Source organism: Nisaea sp., from assembly GCF_965216895.1.
Taxonomy (GTDB): domain Bacteria; phylum Pseudomonadota; class Alphaproteobacteria; order Thalassobaculales; family Thalassobaculaceae; genus Nisaea.
In genome coordinates, this window is record NZ_OZ244205.1 from 671,783 (window position 1) to 692,191 (window position 20,409).

Genomic DNA, 20,409 nt, shown 5'->3' on the forward strand with positions numbered 1-20,409 from the left:
ATGGATATGAATCTGATCCTCGACACCTACGTGATCCCGACCGCGATCATCCTGGCGCAGATCCTCGCCATCGTGGTGCCTCTGCTGGTGGCGGTCGCGTACCTGACCTATTTCGAGCGCAAGGTGATCGGCGCCATGCAGATGCGGAAGGGTCCGAACGTTGTCGGCCCGTTCGGTCTCCTGCAGCCGCTCGCCGACGGTGTGAAGCTTTTCGCCAAGGAAACGATCCTGCCGGCCGGCGCGAGCAAGCTCATGTTCGCCATGGCGCCTATGCTGACCTTCATCCTGGCGATGATCGCCTGGGCGGTGATCCCGTTCGACGAGGGCATGGTGCTGGCCGACATCAATGTCGGCGTCCTGTATCTCTTCGCGATTTCCTCGCTCGGCGTCTATGGCGTGATCATGGCCGGCTGGGCCTCGAACTCGAAATACGCCTTTCTCGGTGCGCTCCGCTCTGCGGCGCAGATGGTCTCCTACGAGGTATCCATCGGATTCGTGATGATCACGGTGCTGCTCTGCGTCGGCTCGCTGAACCTGTCGGCGATCGTCGAGGCACAGCGCACGGTCTGGTTCGCCATCCCGCTGCTGCCGATGTTCGTGATCTTCTTCGTTTCGGCGCTGGCGGAAACCAACCGCGCGCCGTTCGACCTGCCGGAAGGCGAGTCGGAACTGGTGGCGGGTTATTTCGTCGAGTATTCCTCGATGACCTTCGCCCTGTTCTTCCTCGGCGAATACGCGAACATGATCCTGATGAGCGGAATCACCGCGATCCTGTTCCTCGGCGGCTGGCTCCCGATTTTCGACGTCGCGCCGTTCAACTGGATCCCGGGGCCGATCTGGCTGATCGGTAAGATCTGCTTCGTCCTGTTCTTCTTCCTCTGGGTCCGGGCGACCTTCCCGCGCTATCGCTACGACCAGCTGATGCGTCTTGGATGGAAGGTCTTCCTGCCGTTCTCGCTGCTCTGGGTGGTGATCACCGCGGGCGTGCTCGTGGCCTTTGGCTGGGTGCCGGATCCGGTGCTGGGATGAGGATGGACACGATGACGACGCCGAATGCCAAACAAAACCGCACGACGGAGAGAGGCTGAGCCATGAGCATGCTGCAACAGAGTGCGCGCGGGCTTCTGCTGACCGAGCTGCTGTCCGGGATGTTCCTGACGCTGAAATACTTCTTCAAGCCGAAGGTGACGATCAACTACCCGTACGAGAAAGGGCCGATCAGCAGCCGTTTCCGGGGCGAACACGCGCTGCGCCGCTATCCGAACGGCGAGGAACGCTGCATCGCCTGCAAACTCTGCGAGGCGATCTGCCCGGCACAGGCGATCACCATCGAGGCCGAACCGCGCGAGGACGGCAGCCGCCGGACCACGCGCTACGACATTGACATGACGAAATGCATCTATTGCGGCTTCTGCCAGGAGGCTTGCCCGGTCGATGCCATCGTCGAGGGTCCGAACTTCGAATTTGCCACGGAAACCCGCGAAGAGCTGTTCTACAACAAGGACAAGCTGCTCGCGAACGGGGACCGCTGGGAGCGCGAGATCGCGCATAATCTGACCGTCGAAGCGCCGTATCGTTGATGGCGCTCGGGGGCGAGGGGAACATGAAGAAAGCCGGCGAAATGGCTGAGTTGATTCAGAAATCGCCCGCCGTGTCGGCGGCGGGAGGAGGGCGCCTATGATCCAGGCACTCGTATTCTATGTCTTTGCCGCGATCACCATCGCCTCCGGCGTCATGGTGGTCTCGTCCCGGAACCCGGTGCATTCGGTGCTGTTCCTGATCCTGGCCTTCTTCAACGCCGCCGGGCTGTTCGTCCTGCTCGGCGCCGAGTTTATCGCCATGATCCTCGTCGTCGTCTATGTCGGCGCGGTCGCGGTGCTCTTCCTGTTCGTCGTCATGATGCTCGACATCAACTTCGTCGAACTCAGGCAGGGCTTCATGAAGTATCTGCCGATCGGAATGCTGATCGGTGTCGTGATCTTCGTCGAGCTGTTCTTCGTGGTCACGAGCTGGGTCATCGCACCGGACCTGATCACCACGGCTCCGGCACCCGATGCCGCGGCAGTGACGAACACCCACGCGCTCGGGGCGCTGCTCTACACCCGCTACGTCTATCTCTTCCAGGCGGCGGGACTGATCCTGCTGATCGCCATGATCGGCGCCATCGTGCTCACGCTGCGGAGCCGGCCGGGCGTGAAGCGCCAGCGGATTTCCACGCAGCTTGCCCGGAGCACGGAAGAGACCGTCGAAGTCGTCGAAGTGCCGCGCGGGGGAGGAGCCTGATCATGCTGGAAATCGGTCTCGCCCATTACCTGACCGTCGCTGCCGTGCTCTTTACGCTCGGCATGTTCGGGATTTTCCTCAACCGGAAGAACGTCATCATCATCCTGATGTCGATCGAACTCATCCTGCTCTCGGTAAACATCAACCTGGTCTCGTTCTCCGTATTCCTGAACGACCTCGTCGGCCAGGTCTTCGCGCTCTTCGTGTTGACCGTTGCCGCTGCCGAAGCAGCGATCGGCCTCGCCATCCTGGTTGTGTACTTCCGCAACCGCGGCAGCATCGCTGTCGAAGACATCAACCTGATGAAAGGGTAAGGCCGGATGTACGCCGCAATCGTCTTCCTGCCGCTGCTCGGCAGTCTCATCGCGGGGCTCGGAAACCGGGCCATCGGTGACCGCCCGGCCCAGCTGGTCACCTGCGGAGCCATGTTCGGCTCGCTCGCCCTTTCGATCCTTGCCTTTGTCGACGTCGCGCTGGGCGGCAATCCGGTCACGGTAGAGCTCTTCACCTGGATCGCCTCGGGGTCCATGGAAGCGGCCTGGGCGCTCAAGTTCGATACCCTGACAGCGGTCATGCTGATCGTGGTCACCGGCGTCTCGACCATGGTGCACGTCTATTCCGTCGGCTACATGAGCCATGACCATTCGAAGCCGCGCTTCATGGCCTATCTCAGCCTCTTCACCTTTGCGATGCTGATGCTGGTGACGGCGGACAACCTCGTGCAGCTGTTCTTCGGCTGGGAGGGCGTCGGCCTCGCTTCCTATCTGCTGATCGGTTTCTGGTTCCACAAGCCGTCCGCCAACGCCGCGGCGATGAAGGCCTTCATCGTCAACCGCGTCGGCGATTTCGGCTTCGCGCTCGGTATCTTCGGCACCTATCTGCTGTTCGACACAGTCGTGCTGGACGACATTTTCGCCGCCGTGCCGGAGAAGGCCGCAGTGACGATGGAGTTCCTCGGGTACGAATGGCACGCAATGACCGTGCTTTGCCTGCTGCTCTTCATTGGCGCGATGGGCAAGTCGGCGCAGCTCGGGCTGCACACCTGGCTCCCGGACGCGATGGAAGGCCCGACCCCGGTCTCCGCGCTCATCCACGCCGCCACCATGGTGACGGCCGGTGTCTTCATGGTCGCGCGCCTGTCGCCGATGATGGAGTTCTCCGAGACCGCGCTGATGGTGATTACCATCGTCGGGGCGACCACGGCCTTTTTCGCCGCGACCGTCGGTCTCTGCCAGAACGACATCAAGCGGGTGATCGCCTATTCGACCTGCAGCCAGCTCGGCTACATGTTCTTCGCCTGCGGTGTCTCGGCCTATTCCGCCGCGATCTTCCATCTGATGACGCACGCCTTCTTCAAGGCGCTGCTCTTCCTCGGCGCGGGGTCCGTGATCCACGCCATGTCGGACGAGCAGGACATGCGCAACATGGGCGGCATCTGGAAACACATCAAACTCACCTACATCATGATGTGGATCGGCAGCTGGGCGCTGGTCGGCCTGCCGCCCTTCGCCGGGTTCTTCTCGAAGGACCTGATCATCGAGGTGGCCTACGCCAAGCATACCGGGGTCGGCGACTACGCCTTCTGGCTCGGTGTCGGTGCCGCCTTCATGACCGCCTTCTACAGCTGGCGCCTGCTGATCATGACCTTCCACGGCAAGCCGCGGGCGAGCCAGGAGGTGATGAGCCACATCCACGAATCCCCGAGCGTGATGACCATCCCGCTGATGGTGCTCGCGGTCGGCGCGGTGCTCTCCGGCTGGCTCGGCTACCAGTATTTCGGTGGCGATCTGCGTCAGGAATTCTGGGGCGCGGCGATCTTCGTCGCGGAGGGCAACGACACGATCGAAGGCGCGCATCATGTGCCGACCTGGGTGAAGATCATCCCGATCGTCGTCACGGTCGCCGGCATCGGACTCGCCTACCTGATGTACATGTTCATGCCCGGCCTGCCGGCCAAGGTCGCCGCCAGCTTCCGTCCGGTCTACCTGTTCCTGCTGAACAAATGGTACTTCGACGAACTCTACGACTTCCTCTTCGTGCGTCCGTCGATGAAGATCGGCCGTATCTTCTGGAAGAACGGTGACGGCGCGCTCATCGACGGTTTCGGTCCGGACGGCGTCAGCCTCGTGACACGGCTTGCCGCGGTGCGCGCAGGAAAGCTGCAGTCGGGCTACGTCTATCACTACGCCTTCGCGATGATGATCGGGGTTGTCGCGATCATCTCCTGGTACATGCTGACGAGCGGGAACTAAGACCATGAGCGATTGGCCGCTACTCTCACTGGTTACGTTCCTGCCGCTCGCGGGCGCGCTCTTCGTGGCGTTGACCCGGGGCGAGGAGGCGCAGGTCGCGCGGAACGCCCGCTATGTGGCGCTCTGGACCTCGCTGATCACCTTCGTCCTTTCGCTGCTGATCTGGGCCGGGTTCGATCCGACCACGGCGGACTTCCAGTTCGTCGAGAAACGCGACTGGCTGCCGGATTGGGGCATCGGCTATCACATGGGGGTCGACGGCATTTCCATGTGGTTCGTCCTGCTCTCGACCCTGCTGACGCCGATCTGCATCCTGGCGAGCTGGGAGGCGGTGCAGAAGCGCGTGAAGGAGTACATGATCGCCTTCCTCGTGCTCGAGACCCTGATGGTCGGCATGTTCTGCGCGCTGGATATCCTGGTCTTTTACATCTTCTTCGAAGGTGTGCTGATCCCGATGTTCCTGATCATCGGCGTCTGGGGCGGCGCGCGCCGCGTCTATGCGGCCTTCAAGTTCTTCCTCTATACGCTGCTCGGCTCCGTGCTCATGCTGATTGCCATCCTCGCGATGTATCTGCAGACCGGCACGACCGACATTCCGGCGTTGATGGAGGCGGGCTTCCCGGCCGAGCTGCAGACCTGGCTCTGGCTCGCCTTCTTTGCTTCCTTCGCGGTGAAGGTGCCGATGTGGCCGGTCCATACCTGGCTGCCGGACGCCCACGTTGAGGCGCCGACAGCGGGCTCGGTGATCCTGGCCGGCGTTCTGCTGAAAATGGGGGGCTACGGCTTCCTCCGGTTCTCGATCCCGATGTTCCCGGAAGCGACCGAGTTCTTTACCCCGCTGGTCTACGCGCTCAGCATCGTGGCGGTGATCTACACCTCGCTTGTCGCGCTGGTGCAGGAGGACATGAAGAAACTGATCGCCTATTCCTCCATCGCGCATATGGGCTTCGTGACCATCGGCATGTTCACCATGACCACGCAGGGCGTCGAAGGCTCGATCTTCCAGATGCTGAGCCACGGCATCGTCTCCGGCGCGCTATTCCTCTGTGTCGGCGTGGTCTATGACCGGATGCACACCCGCGAGATTTCTGCCTATGGAGGCCTGGTCGAAAGAATGCCGCGCTACGCGCTGGTCTTCATGATCTTCACCATGGGATCGGTCGGCCTGCCGGCGACCAGCGGTTTCGTCGGCGAATTCCTGATCCTGATGGGCGCTTTCGAGAAGAGTACCTGGCTCGCGGCGTTGGCGGCGACCGGCCTGATTCTTGGAGCGGCCTACATGCTCTATCTCTACCGGCGAATCATCTTCGGCACGCTCGACAAGGAAGCGCTGAAGAAGATGCTTGACCTCTCACCGCGCGAAATCGCCGTTTTCGCCCCGCTCATCGTCCTGGTGTTCTGGATGGGGATCTATCCTTCGACCTTCCTCGACATGATGTCGGTGTCGGTCGATCACCTGATCAGCAATTACAAGGTTGCGCTCGGCGATGCGAGCGTGGCCGTGGCCGCCCGGTAAGGCAGGAGTTAGACCCATGGATGCGATCACCACGCTTCCCGTGATGAGCCCCGCGGCGGCCGAGATCTTCCTCGCGGCCGCAGCCATGGCGCTGCTCATGTTTGGCGTTTTCAAGAGCGGCAAGGCGCAGGAGACAACCTCCTGGCTCGCTGTCGCCGTGTTGCTGGTCGCCGGCGGGCTGGTCGTCTCCCATGGCGGGGATGCCAGGCCGGCTTTCTTTGGCATGTTCGCCGCGGGACCGTTCGCCCAATTCGCCAAGATCCTGATTCTCGCAGGCTCGATCCTCGCGATCATCATGTCGCGCAGCACCTTCCGGCGGGACAGTTTCGAGCGGTTCGAGTACCCAGTGCTGATCGTGCTGTCGACGGTCGGCATGCTGATGATGGTCTCGGCCAACGACATGATCGCGCTCTATGTCGGACTGGAGACCCAGAGCCTCGCGCTCTATGTTATTGCCTCGATCCGGCGCGACACGCTGCGCTCGACCGAAGCGGGCCTCAAATATTTTGTCCTCGGTGCGCTTTCCTCGGGAATGCTGCTCTACGGCGCCTCCATGGTCTACGGCTTCGCCGGCACCACAGAGTTCGATGCACTGGCCAGGGTCTTTACCGGTCTCGCCGGCACGGATCCGTCGGTTGGCCTGATCGTCGGCCTGGTCTTCGTGATCTGCGGTCTTGCCTTCAAGGTCTCGGCCGTGCCGTTCCATATGTGGACCCCGGATGTCTACGAGGGGGCGCCGACCCCGGTCACCGCGCTCTTCGCTGTAGCGCCGAAGGTCGCCGCACTGGCTCTCTTCCTCCGCGTCCTGCTTGAACCCTTCGGCGCGCTGGTCGGCGAATGGCAGCAGATCATCTCGCTGATCGCCGTGCTGTCCATGGCGCTAGGCGCTGTCGGCGCGCTGGTTCAGAGCAACATCAAACGCCTGATGGCCTACAGCTCGATCGGCCATATGGGCTATGCGCTGGTCGGCCTCGCCGCCGCGAACGAGGCGGGCGCCGCCGGGATCCTGGTCTATCTCGCGATCTATCTCTTCATGAATGTCGGTACCTTTGCCTGCATTCTCGCGATGCGCCGGCAGGGACAGGCGGTCGAGGACATCAACGATCTCGCCGGGCTGTCCAAGACCCATCCGGGCATGGCGGCGATGATCCTGGTCTTCATGTTCTCAATGGCCGGCATCCCGCCGCTCGCCGGTTTCTTCGGCAAATGGTTCGTCTTCATGGCCGCCGTCGAGGCGGGGCTCATCACCCTTGCGGTGCTCGGCGTGCTCGCCAGCGTGATCGGTGCCTTCTATTACCTGCGCATCGTCAAGATCATGTATTTCGACGACGCCAAGGAGCCGCTCGACACATCCATTCCGGGCGATCTGAAGATCGTCATGACGGTGATGGCCGCCGTGACGCTGTTGTTCTTCGTCGTTCCGGCACCGCTCGTGAGCAGCGCCAAGGCGGCCGCGTCCGCGCTGTTCGCCGGTTGATCCGGAAGCCTGGACGAACGCACCGCCCCCGAAAGGGCCGGGTCACTTGATGCAAGAACGCCAGAGCCACGGTTTCGAGATCCATGGCTTCGATGCCGTGACCAGCACCAGTGACGAAGCCGAGCGGCTTGCACGGGCGGGGGCGCCGGATCGCACCCTGGTCTGGGCGCGGAGCCAGAGTTCCGGCCGCGGTCGGCTCGGACGGTCCTGGTCTTCGCCGCAAGGCAATCTCTACACCACCGCCGTCCTGGATCCGGGACTGCCTCTCGGCCGACTGCAGGAACTATCCTTCGTCGCCTCGCTCGCGGTCCATGATGCGGTTTCCGGTTTGCTGCCGGAGGCCGATCTAAGATTGAAATGGCCGAACGACGTCCTTCTCGGTGGGGCGAAGATCTCCGGGATCCTGACGGAAACGCTGCCCCGGGGTGGACATTACGCTGCGCTTCTCGGTGTCGGGCTCAATCTCGGACATGCCCCGGACGAGACACGCTATCCGGCGACAAGGTTACAGGATCACCTGGCCGTACCTCTAACCGTCGAAAGCTTGCTGGAGCGATATCTGGAAACCCTGGCGGCGCGCTATGAGACCTGGCGTCGGCATGGTTTCGAGCCTGTTCGCGCAGACTGGATCGCGCGGGCGCGCTGGATCGGCCGACGGGTTATGGTCGAAAGCGGCGCAGAACGGAAATCGGGATGCTATGAAGGGATCGATGCCGACGGAACCATGATCCTTCGTCTCGATGACGGTCGGCAGGAAAAAATCGCGGCCGGCGATGTGCGTCTGGCGGAGGAAAGCTGATGCTTCTGACGATCGATTGCGGCAACACCAACACGGTCTTCGCCGTCTTTGCCGGAACGAAAAGGCGCGGTTCCTGGCGCACCGCGACCAACGTGGCGCGGACGGCGGATGAATATGCCGTCTGGCTGACGCAGCTGATGGCTCTTGAGAGCATGGCGCTCCGGGACGTGACGGAGGTGGTTATCGCCACGGTCGTTCCCGAAGTGCTGTTCAATCTCGAAACGCTTTGCCGGAAATATTTCAAGATCGAGCCGATGGTCGTCGGCAAGAGGGGCGTCGATCTCGGCATCGACATCCGGATCGATCGTCCGGAACAGGTCGGCGCCGACAGGCTGGTGAATGCCATCGCCGCGCACGCGGCCTATGACGGCGCGCTGATCGTGATCGATTTTGGAACCGCGACGACCTTCGACGTGGTCGAGTCGGACGGCGGCTATGCCGGCGGCATCATCGCACCCGGTATCAATATGTCCCTCGATGCGCTCTACCGCGCCGCGGCGCAATTGCCGCGGATTGCCATCACCCCTCCGGAACTGCCGGAAGAGGGGAGCAACGATCCGGTCAAGGTTATCGGAAAATCGACGATCAGTGCCATGCATTCGGGGATCTTCTGGGGATATATCGGGCTGATCGAAGGGCTCGTTTCGCGCATCAAGCAGGAATACGGAAGGGAAATGACGGTTATCGGCACCGGCGGGCTTGCGGCGATATTCGCCGATTGCACCGCTGCAATCGAACATGTGGATGAGGAGATCACATTGCGCGGCCTGCTTCTGATACACGAACGGAACAAAGCCCGATGAGCGCCAAGAAGAAGGCCGATCCGAAGATCGACGAGGACGATTTCATTTTCCTGCCGCTTGGCGGCAGCGACGAGATCGGCATGAACCTCAACCTCTACCATTATGGTGGAAAGTGGTTGATGGTCGATCTCGGGATTTCCTTCGGCGACGACACCATGCCGGGGATCGACATCATTCTTCCGGACCCGGAATTCATCGAGCAGAGGCGGCACGACCTGGTCGGGCTCGTGGTGACCCACGGGCACGAGGATCACATCGGCGCCATTCCGTATCTCTGGCCGAAATTGCGCTGCCCGATATACGCGACGCCCTTCACCTCCACCCTGGTCCGACGCAAGCTGGCGGACGAGGGAATTCTGGAGCAGGTCGAATTGATCGAGATCGATCTCTCGGCGAATTTCGTTATCGGCCCGTTTGAGATCGAGCTCATCACGTTGACGCACTCGATTCCGGAACCGAACGCTCTGGTCATCCGCTGCGGCGGCGGCACGGTGATGCATTCGGGAGACTGGAAATTCGATCCGGAGCCGGTCATCGGGGAGGTAAGCGACATCGAGGCGCTTCGCGCACTTGGAGATGACGGCGTGTTGGCGATGATCGGAGATTCGACCAATGTTCTCGATGCCGGACGCTCCGGATCTGAAGCCAGCCTGACGGACTCGCTCGCCGAACTGTTCCGGAAATACGATACCCACCGGATTGCGATCACCTGTTTCGCCTCCAATGTCGGCCGTCTGGCGACGATTTCGGCGGCGGCGGAGGCCGCGGGACGCCATGTGGCCCTGGTCGGGCGATCGCTCTGGAAGATGTACGAGGCGGCGCTGCAGAACGGCTATCTGCGGGACATTCCCGAGTTTGTTTCCGAGAAGGATGCCGGTTTCATTCCACGCGACAAACTGGTGTTGATCTGCACCGGGTCTCAGGGCGAGCCACGTGCTGCCCTGGCGCGGATCGCGGACAATGCGCATCAGGAGATTGTCCTGGAGCGCGGCGACGTCGTTATTTTCTCCTCACGCGAGATACCGGGCAACGAGGCGGCGATCGGACGGATTCAGAGCAAGCTCGTCGCCCGCGGGATCGAGGTTGTCACGGAGCGCGAACATCACGTCCATGTCTCGGGGCACCCGGCGCGGGAGGAACTGGTCGAGATGTATCAGTATATCCGACCGCAGATCGCGGTTCCCGTTCATGGCAGCCCGCGTCACCTGGAGGCGCATGCGCGGCTCGCCCGCGAATGTCAGGTTCCGGAGGCGATCGTACCGGGGAATGGCAGCATGATCCGGCTGAAGGAGGGGGCTGCGGAGATCATCGGCTGGGTGCCGACCGGTGCCCTCACGGTCGATGGCGGACGGTTGAGGCCGCTCGAATCGAGTGTGTTCGGGGACCGCAAGAAGATGCTCTTCAATGGGTCGGTCTCGGTGACCGTGCTGCTCGACGGGAAGGGCCGGTTGCACGGCGGTCCGCTGCTGACTTTCAACGGGATTGCCGACGAGGGCGAAATTGACGCATTGAGCGATAGCGCGTCCGATCTCATATGGGAAGCGGTCGGAGCGCTCGGCAAGAAAGCCAGAGGCAATGACGATGAGGTTGGCGAGGCGGTGCGCCGTGCGGTTCGCCGCGCGGTACGATCGGAATACGGCAAGCGCCCCGTGACCACGGTGCACGTGCTGCGGGTCTGAACAGGAGAGAGGAGCGAGCCATGATCGGCCGTTTGAACCATGTTGCCATTGCGGTACCGGATCTGGAGGCCGCCTGTTCGACCTATCGCGGTGCCCTCGGCGCCAGGGTCAGCGCGCCGGAAGATCTGCCGGAACATGGTGTGACGGTTGTCTTTGTCGAGCTTCCGAATACCAAGATCGAACTTCTGCATCCGTTCGGCGACGCGTCTCCGATCGCCGCGTTTCTGGAGAAGAACCCGTCAGGCGGGATGCATCATCTCTGTTACGAGGTCGAGGATATCCTGGCCGCACGGGACCGGCTGAAGGCGGAAGGCGCGCGGGTGCTGGGGGACGGTGAGCCGAAGACCGGCGCTCACGGAAAACCGGTATTGTTCCTGCACCCGAAGGATTTCTCCGGAACTCTCGTCGAACTCGAGCAGGCCTGAGTACAAAGCATGCAGGATCCGGTTTCGGTCATCGTTGTCTTTCTGCTGCTCTGGTGGTGGTTCTTCCTGATGGCACTGCCGATCGGCGTGCGCGTCCCGGATCATACCGAAGAGGGGCATGCGGCGAGTGCTCCGCGGCGCCCCCATCTCTGGAAGAAAGCCGCCGGCGCGACCGTGGCGGCGCTGCTCGGTACGCTATTGGTCGATTATGTGATTGGTGCGGATCTGTTCTCGTTTCGCGAGGCGATCAGGAACTGGTAGCGGAAGCCTCTGAACCAAAGAAAAACGGCAAGATCCTTTAGGATCTTGCCGGCGAATTCTTTTTTTATGGTTCGACCCCGACGGCTGAACGCCAGGGTTCGCTTCCTCCCTAAACTCGGGCCAAATTCGCGGCTCGGACTTGTTTTTTATTATTGAGACGCGACCATATGCCATGTTGTCCGGGGCGTCATCCATTTTTTGCAGTTTGGTTAAATGATAACGATTCTCACGGCGATTTTGTTATCAAAGGTCTGCCTCAGGGCTTCGGGAGATAAGAAAATGTACTTTTCCAGAAAGTTGAAGACCGCAGGCGGCGCAGTGTTGGCCACTCTCCTGTTCTCTCTCCCCGGAGTTGCGTCCGCCGCGGATGACGACCCGGCCGGCATAAAGGTCTCCAAGCGCGACTGTCAGCGCGTGGTTGCCTACCAGCCGTCGGCCGACGTCGACTACAAGCCGGGTGTGGATGCTCGGGGCAATCCGGTCAAGAGCGCGGACCTGCCGGGTTCGGTGATCATCGAGGCGCCAAAATCGATCACAATTCCTCTGACTCTCGAATTGGCCGACCTGTTTACGCTGCCCGACGGAATGTCTGCTGAGGCGGGAATTGGCACGGTGAAATACGATATCGGATCGGGGCGGATGGAATATAACGGGCAGCCGCTCACAGATCCGCAGATGGCGGCCATCGCCGCGGCCTGTGCCAAGATGAAGAAATAAAAACGGCGGCACCCAGAGGTACCGCCGTTTCGAAGATCTTCCTGTGGTCCTGGCTCAGGCGCCGGTGAAGGCCTGAAGACCGGTCTGGGCACGGCCGAGGATCAAGGCATGCACATCGTGCGTGCCTTCGTAGGTGTTCACTGCTTCCAGATTCACGACGTGTCGGATGACATGGTACTCGTCCGCGACACCGTTGCCGCCATGCATGTCGCGGGCGACGCGGGCAATGTCGAGCGACTTGCCGCAATTGTTGCGCTTCATCAGGGAAATGGATTCCGGCGCGCAGGTCCCTTCGTCCATCATCCGTCCGAGGCGCAGGCTGCCATGCAGGCCGAGGGTGATCTCGGTCTGCATGTCGGCCAGCTTTTTCTGGATCAGCTGGTTGGCGGCGAGCGGACGACCGAACTGTTTGCGCTCGAGCGTGTACTGTCGCGCCTGGTGCCAGCAGAATTCAGCGGCGCCGATGGCGCCCCAGGAAATCCCGAAGCGAGCTTTGTTGAGGCAGCCGAATGGACCTTTCAGGCCGGCGACGTTCGGAAGCATGTTCTCTTCCGGAATCTCGACATCGTCCATGACGATCTCGCCGGTGATGGAAGCGCGGAGCGAGAACTTGCCCTCGATCTTCGGCGCGCTGAGGCCTTTCATGCCCTTTTCGAGGATGAAGCCGCGGATCTGTCCGTCATCGGTCTTCGCCCAGACGACGAAAACGTCGGCGATCGGCGAGTTTGTGATCCACATCTTCGCACCCTTGAGCAGATAGCCGCCCTGCACGCTCTTGGCGCGGGTGACCATGCTTCCCGGGTCGGATCCGTGATCCGGTTCGGTCAGGCCGAAGCAGCCGACCCATTCTCCGGTCGCCAGCTTGGGCAGGTACTTCTGCTTCTGCTCCTCGCTGCCATAGGCATAGATCGGATGCATGACGAGGCTGGACTGCACGCTCATCGCTGAGCGGTAACCGCTGTCGACGCGCTCGACCTCGCGGGCGATCAGTCCGTAGCAAACGTGGTTCACGCCGGCGCAACCGTAGCCATCGATTGTGCAGCCGAGGAAACCGAGCTCGCCCATCTCATTCATGATCTCGCGATGGAATACTTCGTGCCGGAAGGCCTCCTGAACCCGCGGCATCAGCTTGTCCTGACAATAGGCACGGGCGGCGTCGCGGATCATCCGCTCTTCTTCGGTGAGTTCCTGCTCGATGAGGAGAGGATCTTCCCAGTCGAATTGCGGCCGAGGGGAACTTGCCGCCTTCGCGGTACCGACTGCGGTTTGGACGGACATTGGGGGGCTCCCGAAGTTGCTGAATTCAGTGGATGAGGTATATACGCCGAAGCAATGTAGCTTCAAATTTCCGTTGAAGCATTGATGCCGTTCTGGCTCGTCTTTCCGGACGGCTGAACGGCGGGATCAAGGCGATGGCGCGCAAACTAGACGAACGCGGCGTGATAATCGAGTTTCTGCCGTCAGGCAGCTACGTGAAAGTCAGCGCCTTTGACCCGGTAACGATGACCGAAGTCTCCATAGTCGGCAATCCTGCAAGCGGCGAGTCTGTTCTGCGGAACACGGTGCTGCGGAAGCTCAAATATGTGCTGGAGAAAAACAGCCCCTCGAAATCTACGACCGGGCGCGGAAAACTGGTATAGCCAGCAATGAAAAACGCCGGGGCAGATTTCCGTCCCGGCGTTCTTCTGATTACTGGAAGTAATTAACCGGCTTTGCGCTTGCGACCGCCGCGCTTCACCGCATTTCGGCCGAGTCCGATCTTCTTGGCGAACTCCGAGCGCTGCGCGGCATAGTTCGGCGCAACCATGGGATAGTCCGCAGGCAGACCCCATTTTGCGCGGTACTCTTCAGGGGTCATGTTGTAGGTGGTACGAAGGTGGCGCTTGAGCATCTTGAGGCGCTTGCCGTCCTCGAGACACACGATGTATTCGGGGGTAATCGACCGCCGGATGGGGACAGCCGGTTTCGCCGGTTCTGCTTCCGGCTCGTTCACTTCAGTATTAAGACGCGACAGGGCCTCATGGACAGTGCTGATGACCTCCGAAATCTGCGATGCGGCCACGGTGTTATTTCCGAGATAGGCCGATACGACGTCCGTCGTCATGCGCAGTAGTTCAGAGGAGTCCAGATTTTCTTCGCGGGTTTCTTCGGTCATTTTTACGATCCGATAATGAACTGTAGAATGATGATCTCACGGGCGGAACATTGTCCCGGTCGAAGTAGTTGTCAAGAAATAAACATCATTCCGTTTTTCATATGCTGAACATCAATCTCACTTTTTTCGCTGATTTCTGAGCGGTACCACTATTTGGAATTTACGGTCAAAATATGGCGGTGAATATATTAAGGCGCAGAAGTCGCTCTATGGGAGCGTTGCAGGATGAATGAGTGCGGAAATGGTGGTGCGAAGGAGTCGGGGTGGCGTATATAGTGGTTTCGCCGCAACAAAGAGCGTTTGGCCGGACGGGAAATGACAAATAACGCAATCGTGATCGGATCGGATCACGCCGGATATTCTCTAAAGCAAGTATTGGCTGCCCACCTCAAAGGTCACGGGTGGGACGTGGTCGATGTCGGTACGAGCGGGCTGGACTCGGTCGATTATCCCGATTTCGGGTCGGCCGTGGCCAAGGCTTTGAGGGACGGCAAGGGCAAGCGCGGGATCGTTGTTTGCGGCACCGGGATCGGCATCAGCATTGCAGCGAACCGGCATGAATGGGTGCGCGCGGCACTTTGTCACGACATAACCTCGGCCCGATTGTGCCGGGAGCATAACGACGCGAACGTTCTCGCGCTCGGGGCTCGACTGATCGGAGAGGAAGTCGCGAAAGACTGCGTCGATGTCTTTCTGGCAACAGAATTTTCGGGCGGCCGGCATCAACGTCGGGTCGACAAGCTCGGCTTTACCGAGAGCATGTAACCCTTGCGCTTGCGCCGCGGCGGCGGACCGAGTAGGCCATCGCATCGCCGGACCAGAACTGGAGCTGACATGTCCGCTTTTGAGACCAACACGACCGACAATCCGTTCTTCGCCACGCCGCTTGCCGAGAGCGATCCGGATCTGTTCGGTGCTATCACCGAGGAGTTGCACCGTCAGAAGGATCAGATCGAACTGATCGCGTCGGAAAACATCGTGTCCCGCGCCGTTCTTGAGGCGCAAGGCTCAGTTCTGACGAACAAATATGCCGAGGGCTATCCGGGACGCAGGTACTACGGCGGCTGCGAATTCGTCGACAAGGCGGAAGCACTGGCGATCGAACGTGCCTGCAGGCTGTTTGATTGCAGCTTCGCAAACGTGCAGCCGCATTCCGGCGCGCAGGCCAATCAGGCGGTCATGCTTGCCCTGGTGCAGCCGGGCGACACGGTCATGGGGCTTTCGCTCGCGGCCGGCGGTCACCTGACCCACGGTGCGCCGCCGAATCTGTCCGGCAAGTGGTTCAAGGCTGTGCAGTACGGCGTTCGGAAGGAAGATGCACGGATCGATTTCGACCAGGTTCGGGCATTGGCCGAGGAACACAAGCCGAAGCTGATCATCGCCGGCGGTTCCGCCTATCCGCGTGAGATCGATTTCGGGAAGTTTCGTGAGATCGCGGACTCTGTCGGTGCTTACTTCCATGTCGACATGGCGCATTTCGCGGGGTTGGTTGCCGGCGGTGCCCATCCGAGCCCGCTGCCGCACGCCCATGTGGTCACCACGACGACGCACAAGACCCTGCGCGGCCCGCGCGGCGGCATGATTCTTTCCAACGACCCGGAACTCGGCAAGAAAATCAATTCAGCGGTGTTCCCGGGACTGCAGGGCGGTCCGTTGATGCACGTGATCGCCGCCAAGGCGGTGTCCTTCGGCGAGGCGCTGACGCCGGATTTCAAAGCCTATTCACGGCAGGTCGTGGAGAATGCACGTGCGCTTTGCGACGTCTTGAAAGAGCGCGGTCTCGATATCGTCTCGGGCGGTACGGACACCCATGTCGTGCTGGTCGATTTGCGGCCGAAGGGGCTGACGGGGAATATCGCGGAGCAGGCCCTGGAGCGCTCCGGCATCACCTGCAACAAGAACGGCGTGCCGTTCGATCCGGAGAAGCCGATGGTCACGTCCGGTGTCCGGCTTGGGACTCCGGCCGGGACGACCCGCGGTTTCGGGGTTGCGGAGTTCCAGGAGATCGGGAACCTGATCGGCGACGTTCTCGACGCCGCCGCGCAGAATCCCGGAGACAGTTCACTGACCGAAGACAAGGTGCGCGCGAAGGTCGGCGTGCTTTGCGAGCGGTTCCCGATCTACTGAGCGCTGAGGCGGTCTGGGGAGGCCGCCATTTTAAGGTCGATTGAAGGGGGAAAAAGATGCGCTGTCCGTTCTGCGGTCACACCGATACCCAGGTGAAGGACTCTCGTCCGACGGAAGATAGTGCCGCCATCCGGAGGCGCCGGTTTTGCCCGGCTTGCGGTGCCCGTTTCACGACGTTCGAGCGGGTGCAACTCCGCGAACTGACCGTGGTGAAGAAGACCGGCAAGCGTGCTCCTTTCGATCGCGACAAGCTCGTGCGCTCGATCCAGATCGCAATGCGCAAGCGTCCGGTCGATCCCGAGCGTGTCGAACGGATGGTGACGAGTATCGTGCGCCGTCTGGAAAGCATGGGAGAGGCGGAGATTCCGTCCGAGGTGATCGGGCAGATGGTGATGGAGTCGCTGGCGAACCTCGATCAGGTCGCCTATGTCCGTTTCGCCTCGGTGTATAAGAACTTCCGCGAAGCCAAGGACTTTGAAGAGTTCGTCGAGGAAATCAGCCACGACGGAGACGACTGAGCATCTTCGTCGCCCGAGGTCCGCGGCCGGCGGCAAACTGAGACGGCACCCTTCGGGGCGCCGCAAGGCGGGTACGGAGGCCAATGCAGTCTGATACCTCATTCATGCGTCATGCTCTCGCGCTCGCGCGCCGGGGGCTCGGCAGGGTTGCTCCGAACCCTTCCGTAGGCTGCATCATCGTCAAGAACGGGGATATCGTCGGGCGCGGCTGGACGCAGACAGGTGGGCGTCCGCACGCTGAGGCGGTCGCTCTCGCCGATGCCGGCGCTGCGGCGGCTGGTGCGACGGTTTACGTTTCCCTCGAACCCTGCGCGCATCACGGCGCCTCGCCGCCCTGCGCAGACGCGCTCGTCGCTGCCGGTGTCGCCCGCGTCGTCTATGCACTGAAGGATCCAGATCCGCGGGTCGACGGAGCGGGCCACGGCAGGCTCGCGGCGGCCGGCATCGAAATCGTTGCCGGCGTCCTGGAGACGGAGGCGGAAGAACTCAATATCGGCTTTCTGACCCGGATCCGCAAAAACCGGCCCTCCGTCACCCTCAAACTGGCGACCTCTCTAGATGGCAAGGTCGCTCTTACGAACGGACGTAGCCAGTGGATCACGGGAACCGGGGCGCGCGCCGTTTCGCACCAGATCAGAGCGACGCACGATGCGATCCTTACCGGCATCGGTACGGTTCTCGTGGACGATCCGGCGCTGACCTGCCGTCTGCCGGGGCTCACCGCGCGTACGCCGCTGCGGGTCGTTCTCGATGGCGGGTTGCGGCTGACGCCCGACCGCGAGATTGCGGAAACAGCGCGCCTGGTGCCTACCCTGGCGATCACGGCGGTATCGACCGACGATCCGCGGGCCCTTGCCTTGCAGGAGGTCGGGGTCGAGGTGGCGGGAAACATGCCGGTCACGGACAACCGGCTCGATCTCGAGGCAGTGCTTGCACTTCTGGCTGAACGCGGGATTACCCGGCTGATGGTCGAATCCGGGGGCGAACTCGCGACGGCGTTTCTGCGCCGAGAACTGGTCGACGAACTTGTCTGGTTCCGGGCGCCGGCCATCATTGGCGGGGACGGGATCGGCGCGGTGCGGGACCTTGGTCTCGACCTGCTCGAATTCATGCCGCGTTTCGAACGGCGTGATGTCAGAAGTGTGGGCGAAGATCTGGTGGAAACCTACCGCCCGCGAAACTAGGTTACGCCCATGTTCACAGGAATCATCACGCATATCGGTACGGTCGACCGTATCGAAAAGGCCGGCGATACGCGCATGACGGTATCGGCCGGCTTCGATATGGAGGATGTCGCAATCGGCGCCTCGATCGCCTGTTCCGGCTGTTGTCTGACCGTGGTCGAGAAGGGCCGCGACTGGTTTGCCGCCGACGTCTCTGCAGAGACCCTGTCCAAGACAAATCTTTCTTCCTGGAAAGACGGGACGCGGATCAATCTCGAGCGGGCACTGAAGGTCGGCGATGAGCTTGGCGGTCACATCGTAAGCGGGCATGTGGATGGCCTCGCGGAGATTGTCTCTATCACACCCGAAGGCGACAGCCATCGACTTACATTGCGTCCCGCACCGGAGCTTGCTGCTTTCGTCGCGCAGAAAGGCTCCGTTGCTCTCGACGGTATCTCATTGACAGTAAACGAGGTTTCCGCCGAATTCTTTGGCGTGAACATCATCGAGCATACCTGGAAAGAGACCACCCTCGGCGATCGCAGGCCCGGCGACCAATTGAACATGGAAGTCGACATGCTTGCCCGCTATGTTGCGCGCCTGATTGATGTCCGGGAAATACGGAATGACCGAAACGGCTGAATCGCTTGGCGATATCCTGCGCACGGCGCTCTCCTCGATCGAGGAAGTGGTCGAGGAGGCACGCCAGGGCCGCATGTTCATCCTCGTCGACGACGAGGACCGGGAGAATGAGGGAGATCTCTGCATCCCGGCGCAGATGGCGACGCCGGAAGCGATCAACTTCATGGCCAAGCATGGCCGGGGCCTGATTTGCCTTTCGATGGAACGCGAGCGGATCGAGAAGCTCGGATTGCCGTTGATGTCGGCCAACAACGGGACACGGCACGAAACCGCTTTCACCGTCTCGATCGAGGCGCGGGAAGGGGTAACTACCGGGATCTCGGCGCATGACCGCGCCCGAACCATCCAGGTGGCCATCGATCCCAAGGCTGCGCGTGACGATATCGTGACGCCGGGCCACGTCTTCCCGCTGATGGCGCGCGACGGCGGCACGCTTGTGCGTGCCGGCCATACCGAGGCGGTTGTCGATATCGCCCGCATGGCAGGGCTCAATCCGTCGGGTGTGATCTGCGAGATCATGAATGACGACGGAACGATGGCACGGCTGCCCGATCTTGTGCAGTTTGCGCAATTTCACGGCCTCAAGGTCGCGACCATCGCCGACCTGATCGAGTACCGTCGGCGGACGGAGTCGGTTGTGCAGCGATCGGTCGAGACGACGCTGGACAGTGCCCATGGCGGCGACTGGCGGATGATCGTCTATGTAAACAAGATCACCTATGCCGAGCATGTCGCGCTGGTGAAGGGCGATATCACCACGGCGGATCCGGTTCTGGTGCGGATGCATGCGCTCAGTATCATGGAAGATGTCCTCGGTGACCGTACCGGCGCACGTGCCGGCGGCGAGCTGCAGAACGCCATGCGGCAGATCGGCGAGGAGGGGCGCGGGGTCGTCGTTCTGATCCGCGAGCCCTCCGCGACAGCGCTTTCGGACCGCGTGCGCCGGAAATTGCGCGCCGAGGCCGACGGCAAAGGCAGCGAGAACGAACTCAGGGATTACGGCGTTGGAGCGCAGATCCTCGTCGATCTCGGCGTCCGCGACATGATTCTCCTGAGCAACCACGACCGGAACATTGTCGGGCTCGAAGGCTACGGATTGACCGTGGCGGAGCGGCGCGGCGTAGAGACAGAAACTGAAGGAGCGGGCTGATGAGCCGCATTCTGATCGTCGAGGCGCGCTTCTACGAGGATATTGCCGACGAGCTTGTGAAGGGCGCGTCGGCGGCGCTCGAGAGCGCCGGCGCAGAGTTCGAGCGGCTCGAGGTGCCTGGGGCGCTGGAGATTCCCGCGGCGATTTCTTTCGCCTCGCAGCGGACCGATGCTCCGGTCTTTGATGGATATGTGGCCCTCGGCTGCGTCATCCGGGGCGAAACCACACATTACGACTATGTCTGTGGCGAGAGCGCGCGCGGCCTGCAGGATCTGGCGCTCTGGGAAGGGCTGGCCATCGGCAATGGAATCCTGACTGTAGAGAACCGCGAACAGGCTTGGGCGCGGGCGTCGGTCGCGCAGAAGAACAAGGGCCGCGATGCTGCCGAGGCGGCGCTTGCAATGGCTGCGATCAAGAGCCGTTTCGGAATCGAGTGAGCGCA

Annotated in this window: 23 protein-coding genes; 21 read left to right on the forward strand and 2 right to left on the reverse strand. The window is 61.5% G+C overall.

What is annotated here, in order from left to right; translation table 11 throughout:
- Positions 1-6: 6 nt before the first annotated feature.
- The 13 genes from nuoH (at position 7) to ACOOE1_RS03245 (ending at position 12,212) form a co-directional block, all read left to right on the forward strand.
- Positions 7-1,029, forward strand: a complete 1,023-nt coding sequence (gene nuoH / locus ACOOE1_RS03185) for an NADH-quinone oxidoreductase subunit NuoH (protein ID WP_420406400.1) — start codon at positions 7-9, stop codon at positions 1,027-1,029.
- A 62-nt stretch (positions 1,030-1,091) separates the two neighbouring features.
- Entirely contained in the window at positions 1,092-1,580 is a 489-nt protein-coding gene (nuoI, locus tag ACOOE1_RS03190; RefSeq protein ID WP_420404898.1) for an NADH-quinone oxidoreductase subunit NuoI, read from the forward strand.
- Between the two features lie 97 nt (positions 1,581-1,677).
- Positions 1,678-2,283 (forward strand): NADH-quinone oxidoreductase subunit J, encoded by a 606-nt coding sequence (locus tag ACOOE1_RS03195; protein ID WP_420404899.1) that lies wholly within the window; start codon positions 1,678-1,680, stop codon positions 2,281-2,283.
- 5 nt (positions 2,284-2,288) lie between these two features.
- Complete coding sequence (nuoK, locus tag ACOOE1_RS03200; protein ID WP_193180509.1) at positions 2,289-2,597, forward strand: NADH-quinone oxidoreductase subunit NuoK; 309 nt, start codon at positions 2,289-2,291, stop codon at positions 2,595-2,597.
- Positions 2,598-2,603: 6 nt separating this feature from the next.
- Entirely contained in the window at positions 2,604-4,535 is a 1,932-nt protein-coding gene (nuoL, locus tag ACOOE1_RS03205) for an NADH-quinone oxidoreductase subunit L (protein WP_420404900.1), read from the forward strand.
- Between the two features lie 4 nt (positions 4,536-4,539).
- Positions 4,540-6,051, forward strand: coding sequence for an NADH-quinone oxidoreductase subunit M (locus tag ACOOE1_RS03210; RefSeq protein WP_420404901.1), 1,512 nt, complete (start codon positions 4,540-4,542; stop codon positions 6,049-6,051).
- Between the two features lie 16 nt (positions 6,052-6,067).
- Positions 6,068-7,528, forward strand: coding sequence for an NADH-quinone oxidoreductase subunit NuoN (gene nuoN / locus ACOOE1_RS03215; protein WP_420404902.1), 1,461 nt, complete (start codon positions 6,068-6,070; stop codon positions 7,526-7,528).
- Between the two features lie 49 nt (positions 7,529-7,577).
- Entirely contained in the window at positions 7,578-8,327 is a 750-nt protein-coding gene (locus ACOOE1_RS03220; RefSeq protein WP_420404903.1) for a biotin--[acetyl-CoA-carboxylase] ligase, read from the forward strand.
- A complete protein-coding gene (locus ACOOE1_RS03225; protein WP_420404904.1) occupies positions 8,327-9,130 on the forward strand; it encodes a type III pantothenate kinase in 804 nt (267 codons plus the stop codon). Before ACOOE1_RS03220 ends, ACOOE1_RS03225 begins: the two co-directional genes overlap by 1 nt.
- Positions 9,127-10,809: a ribonuclease J gene (locus ACOOE1_RS03230; RefSeq protein ID WP_420404905.1), complete on the forward strand. Its 1,683-nt coding sequence runs from the start codon at positions 9,127-9,129 to the stop codon at positions 10,807-10,809. The genes ACOOE1_RS03225 and ACOOE1_RS03230 overlap by 4 nt, the downstream gene beginning before the upstream one ends.
- A gap of 20 nt (positions 10,810-10,829) precedes the next feature.
- A complete protein-coding gene (gene mce, locus ACOOE1_RS03235) occupies positions 10,830-11,234 on the forward strand; it encodes a methylmalonyl-CoA epimerase (RefSeq protein ID WP_420404906.1) in 405 nt (134 codons plus the stop codon).
- A 9-nt stretch (positions 11,235-11,243) separates the two neighbouring features.
- Positions 11,244-11,495, forward strand: a complete 252-nt coding sequence (locus tag ACOOE1_RS03240) for a DUF1467 family protein (protein WP_420404907.1) — start codon at positions 11,244-11,246, stop codon at positions 11,493-11,495.
- A 279-nt stretch (positions 11,496-11,774) separates the two neighbouring features.
- Positions 11,775-12,212: a hypothetical protein gene (locus ACOOE1_RS03245; RefSeq protein ID WP_420404908.1), complete on the forward strand. Its 438-nt coding sequence runs from the start codon at positions 11,775-11,777 to the stop codon at positions 12,210-12,212.
- A 54-nt stretch (positions 12,213-12,266) separates the two neighbouring features.
- On the opposite strand, the gene ACOOE1_RS03250 is transcribed toward ACOOE1_RS03245, so the two are convergent.
- Entirely contained in the window at positions 12,267-13,490 is a 1,224-nt protein-coding gene (locus ACOOE1_RS03250) for an acyl-CoA dehydrogenase (RefSeq protein ID WP_420404909.1), read from the reverse strand.
- 134 nt (positions 13,491-13,624) lie between these two features.
- Here ACOOE1_RS03250 and ACOOE1_RS03255 point away from each other — a divergent pair, with 134 nt between their 5' ends.
- Positions 13,625-13,852: a DUF6898 family protein gene (locus tag ACOOE1_RS03255; RefSeq protein ID WP_420404910.1), complete on the forward strand. Its 228-nt coding sequence runs from the start codon at positions 13,625-13,627 to the stop codon at positions 13,850-13,852.
- Between the two features lie 62 nt (positions 13,853-13,914).
- Here ACOOE1_RS03255 and ACOOE1_RS03260 read toward each other — a convergent pair whose 3' ends face one another.
- On the reverse strand, positions 13,915-14,367 hold the full coding sequence (locus ACOOE1_RS03260; protein ID WP_420404911.1) for a MucR family transcriptional regulator: 453 nt from the start codon (positions 14,365-14,367) through the stop codon (positions 13,915-13,917).
- Positions 14,368-14,682: 315 nt separating this feature from the next.
- Here ACOOE1_RS03260 and rpiB point away from each other — a divergent pair, with 315 nt between their 5' ends.
- From rpiB to ACOOE1_RS03295, 7 genes are all read left to right on the forward strand, one after another.
- Positions 14,683-15,132, forward strand: coding sequence for a ribose 5-phosphate isomerase B (rpiB, locus tag ACOOE1_RS03265; protein WP_420406401.1), 450 nt, complete (start codon positions 14,683-14,685; stop codon positions 15,130-15,132).
- Positions 15,133-15,201: 69 nt separating this feature from the next.
- Complete coding sequence (gene glyA / locus ACOOE1_RS03270) at positions 15,202-16,494, forward strand: serine hydroxymethyltransferase (protein ID WP_420404912.1); 1,293 nt, start codon at positions 15,202-15,204, stop codon at positions 16,492-16,494.
- 56 nt (positions 16,495-16,550) lie between these two features.
- Positions 16,551-17,012 carry a transcriptional regulator NrdR gene (nrdR, locus tag ACOOE1_RS03275; RefSeq protein ID WP_193180518.1) on the forward strand — a complete coding sequence of 154 codons (462 nt, stop codon included), beginning with the start codon at positions 16,551-16,553 and terminating at the stop codon, positions 17,010-17,012.
- Between the two features lie 83 nt (positions 17,013-17,095).
- The gene (gene ribD / locus ACOOE1_RS03280; RefSeq protein ID WP_420404913.1) at positions 17,096-18,196 is read left to right on the forward strand and encodes a bifunctional diaminohydroxyphosphoribosylaminopyrimidine deaminase/5-amino-6-(5-phosphoribosylamino)uracil reductase RibD; all 1,101 of its coding nucleotides are present in this window, start codon (positions 17,096-17,098) and stop codon (positions 18,194-18,196) included.
- 9 nt (positions 18,197-18,205) lie between these two features.
- On the forward strand, positions 18,206-18,817 hold the full coding sequence (locus ACOOE1_RS03285) for a riboflavin synthase (RefSeq protein ID WP_420404914.1): 612 nt from the start codon (positions 18,206-18,208) through the stop codon (positions 18,815-18,817).
- Positions 18,801-19,967, forward strand: a complete 1,167-nt coding sequence (gene ribB / locus ACOOE1_RS03290; protein WP_420404915.1) for a 3,4-dihydroxy-2-butanone-4-phosphate synthase — start codon at positions 18,801-18,803, stop codon at positions 19,965-19,967. Before ACOOE1_RS03285 ends, ribB begins: the two co-directional genes overlap by 17 nt.
- Positions 19,967-20,404 carry a 6,7-dimethyl-8-ribityllumazine synthase gene (locus ACOOE1_RS03295; RefSeq protein WP_420404916.1) on the forward strand — a complete coding sequence of 146 codons (438 nt, stop codon included), beginning with the start codon at positions 19,967-19,969 and terminating at the stop codon, positions 20,402-20,404. Before ribB ends, ACOOE1_RS03295 begins: the two co-directional genes overlap by 1 nt.
- Positions 20,405-20,409: the final 5 nt, after the last annotated feature.

Coding starts and splice junctions, on each gene's coding strand:
- nuoH (WP_420406400.1), top strand. CDS start 7: ATGAATCTGATCCTCGACACCTACGTGATCCCGACCGCGATCATCCTG.
- nuoI (WP_420404898.1), top strand. CDS start 1,092: ATGAGCATGCTGCAACAGAGTGCGCGCGGGCTTCTGCTGACCGAGCTG.
- ACOOE1_RS03195 (WP_420404899.1), top strand. CDS start 1,678: ATGATCCAGGCACTCGTATTCTATGTCTTTGCCGCGATCACCATCGCC.
- nuoL (WP_420404900.1), top strand. CDS start 2,604: ATGTACGCCGCAATCGTCTTCCTGCCGCTGCTCGGCAGTCTCATCGCG.
- ACOOE1_RS03210 (WP_420404901.1), top strand. CDS start 4,540: ATGAGCGATTGGCCGCTACTCTCACTGGTTACGTTCCTGCCGCTCGCG.
- nuoN (WP_420404902.1), top strand. CDS start 6,068: ATGGATGCGATCACCACGCTTCCCGTGATGAGCCCCGCGGCGGCCGAG.
- ACOOE1_RS03220 (WP_420404903.1), top strand. CDS start 7,578: ATGCAAGAACGCCAGAGCCACGGTTTCGAGATCCATGGCTTCGATGCC.
- ACOOE1_RS03225 (WP_420404904.1), top strand. CDS start 8,327: ATGCTTCTGACGATCGATTGCGGCAACACCAACACGGTCTTCGCCGTC.
- ACOOE1_RS03230 (WP_420404905.1), top strand. CDS start 9,127: ATGAGCGCCAAGAAGAAGGCCGATCCGAAGATCGACGAGGACGATTTC.
- mce (WP_420404906.1), top strand. CDS start 10,830: ATGATCGGCCGTTTGAACCATGTTGCCATTGCGGTACCGGATCTGGAG.
- ACOOE1_RS03240 (WP_420404907.1), top strand. CDS start 11,244: ATGCAGGATCCGGTTTCGGTCATCGTTGTCTTTCTGCTGCTCTGGTGG.
- ACOOE1_RS03245 (WP_420404908.1), top strand. CDS start 11,775: ATGTACTTTTCCAGAAAGTTGAAGACCGCAGGCGGCGCAGTGTTGGCC.
- ACOOE1_RS03250 (WP_420404909.1), bottom strand. CDS start 13,490: ATGTCCGTCCAAACCGCAGTCGGTACCGCGAAGGCGGCAAGTTCCCCT.
- ACOOE1_RS03255 (WP_420404910.1), top strand. CDS start 13,625: ATGGCGCGCAAACTAGACGAACGCGGCGTGATAATCGAGTTTCTGCCG.
- ACOOE1_RS03260 (WP_420404911.1), bottom strand. CDS start 14,367: ATGACCGAAGAAACCCGCGAAGAAAATCTGGACTCCTCTGAACTACTG.
- rpiB (WP_420406401.1), top strand. CDS start 14,683: ATGACAAATAACGCAATCGTGATCGGATCGGATCACGCCGGATATTCT.
- glyA (WP_420404912.1), top strand. CDS start 15,202: ATGTCCGCTTTTGAGACCAACACGACCGACAATCCGTTCTTCGCCACG.
- nrdR (WP_193180518.1), top strand. CDS start 16,551: ATGCGCTGTCCGTTCTGCGGTCACACCGATACCCAGGTGAAGGACTCT.
- ribD (WP_420404913.1), top strand. CDS start 17,096: ATGCAGTCTGATACCTCATTCATGCGTCATGCTCTCGCGCTCGCGCGC.
- ACOOE1_RS03285 (WP_420404914.1), top strand. CDS start 18,206: ATGTTCACAGGAATCATCACGCATATCGGTACGGTCGACCGTATCGAA.
- ribB (WP_420404915.1), top strand. CDS start 18,801: ATGACCGAAACGGCTGAATCGCTTGGCGATATCCTGCGCACGGCGCTC.
- ACOOE1_RS03295 (WP_420404916.1), top strand. CDS start 19,967: ATGAGCCGCATTCTGATCGTCGAGGCGCGCTTCTACGAGGATATTGCC.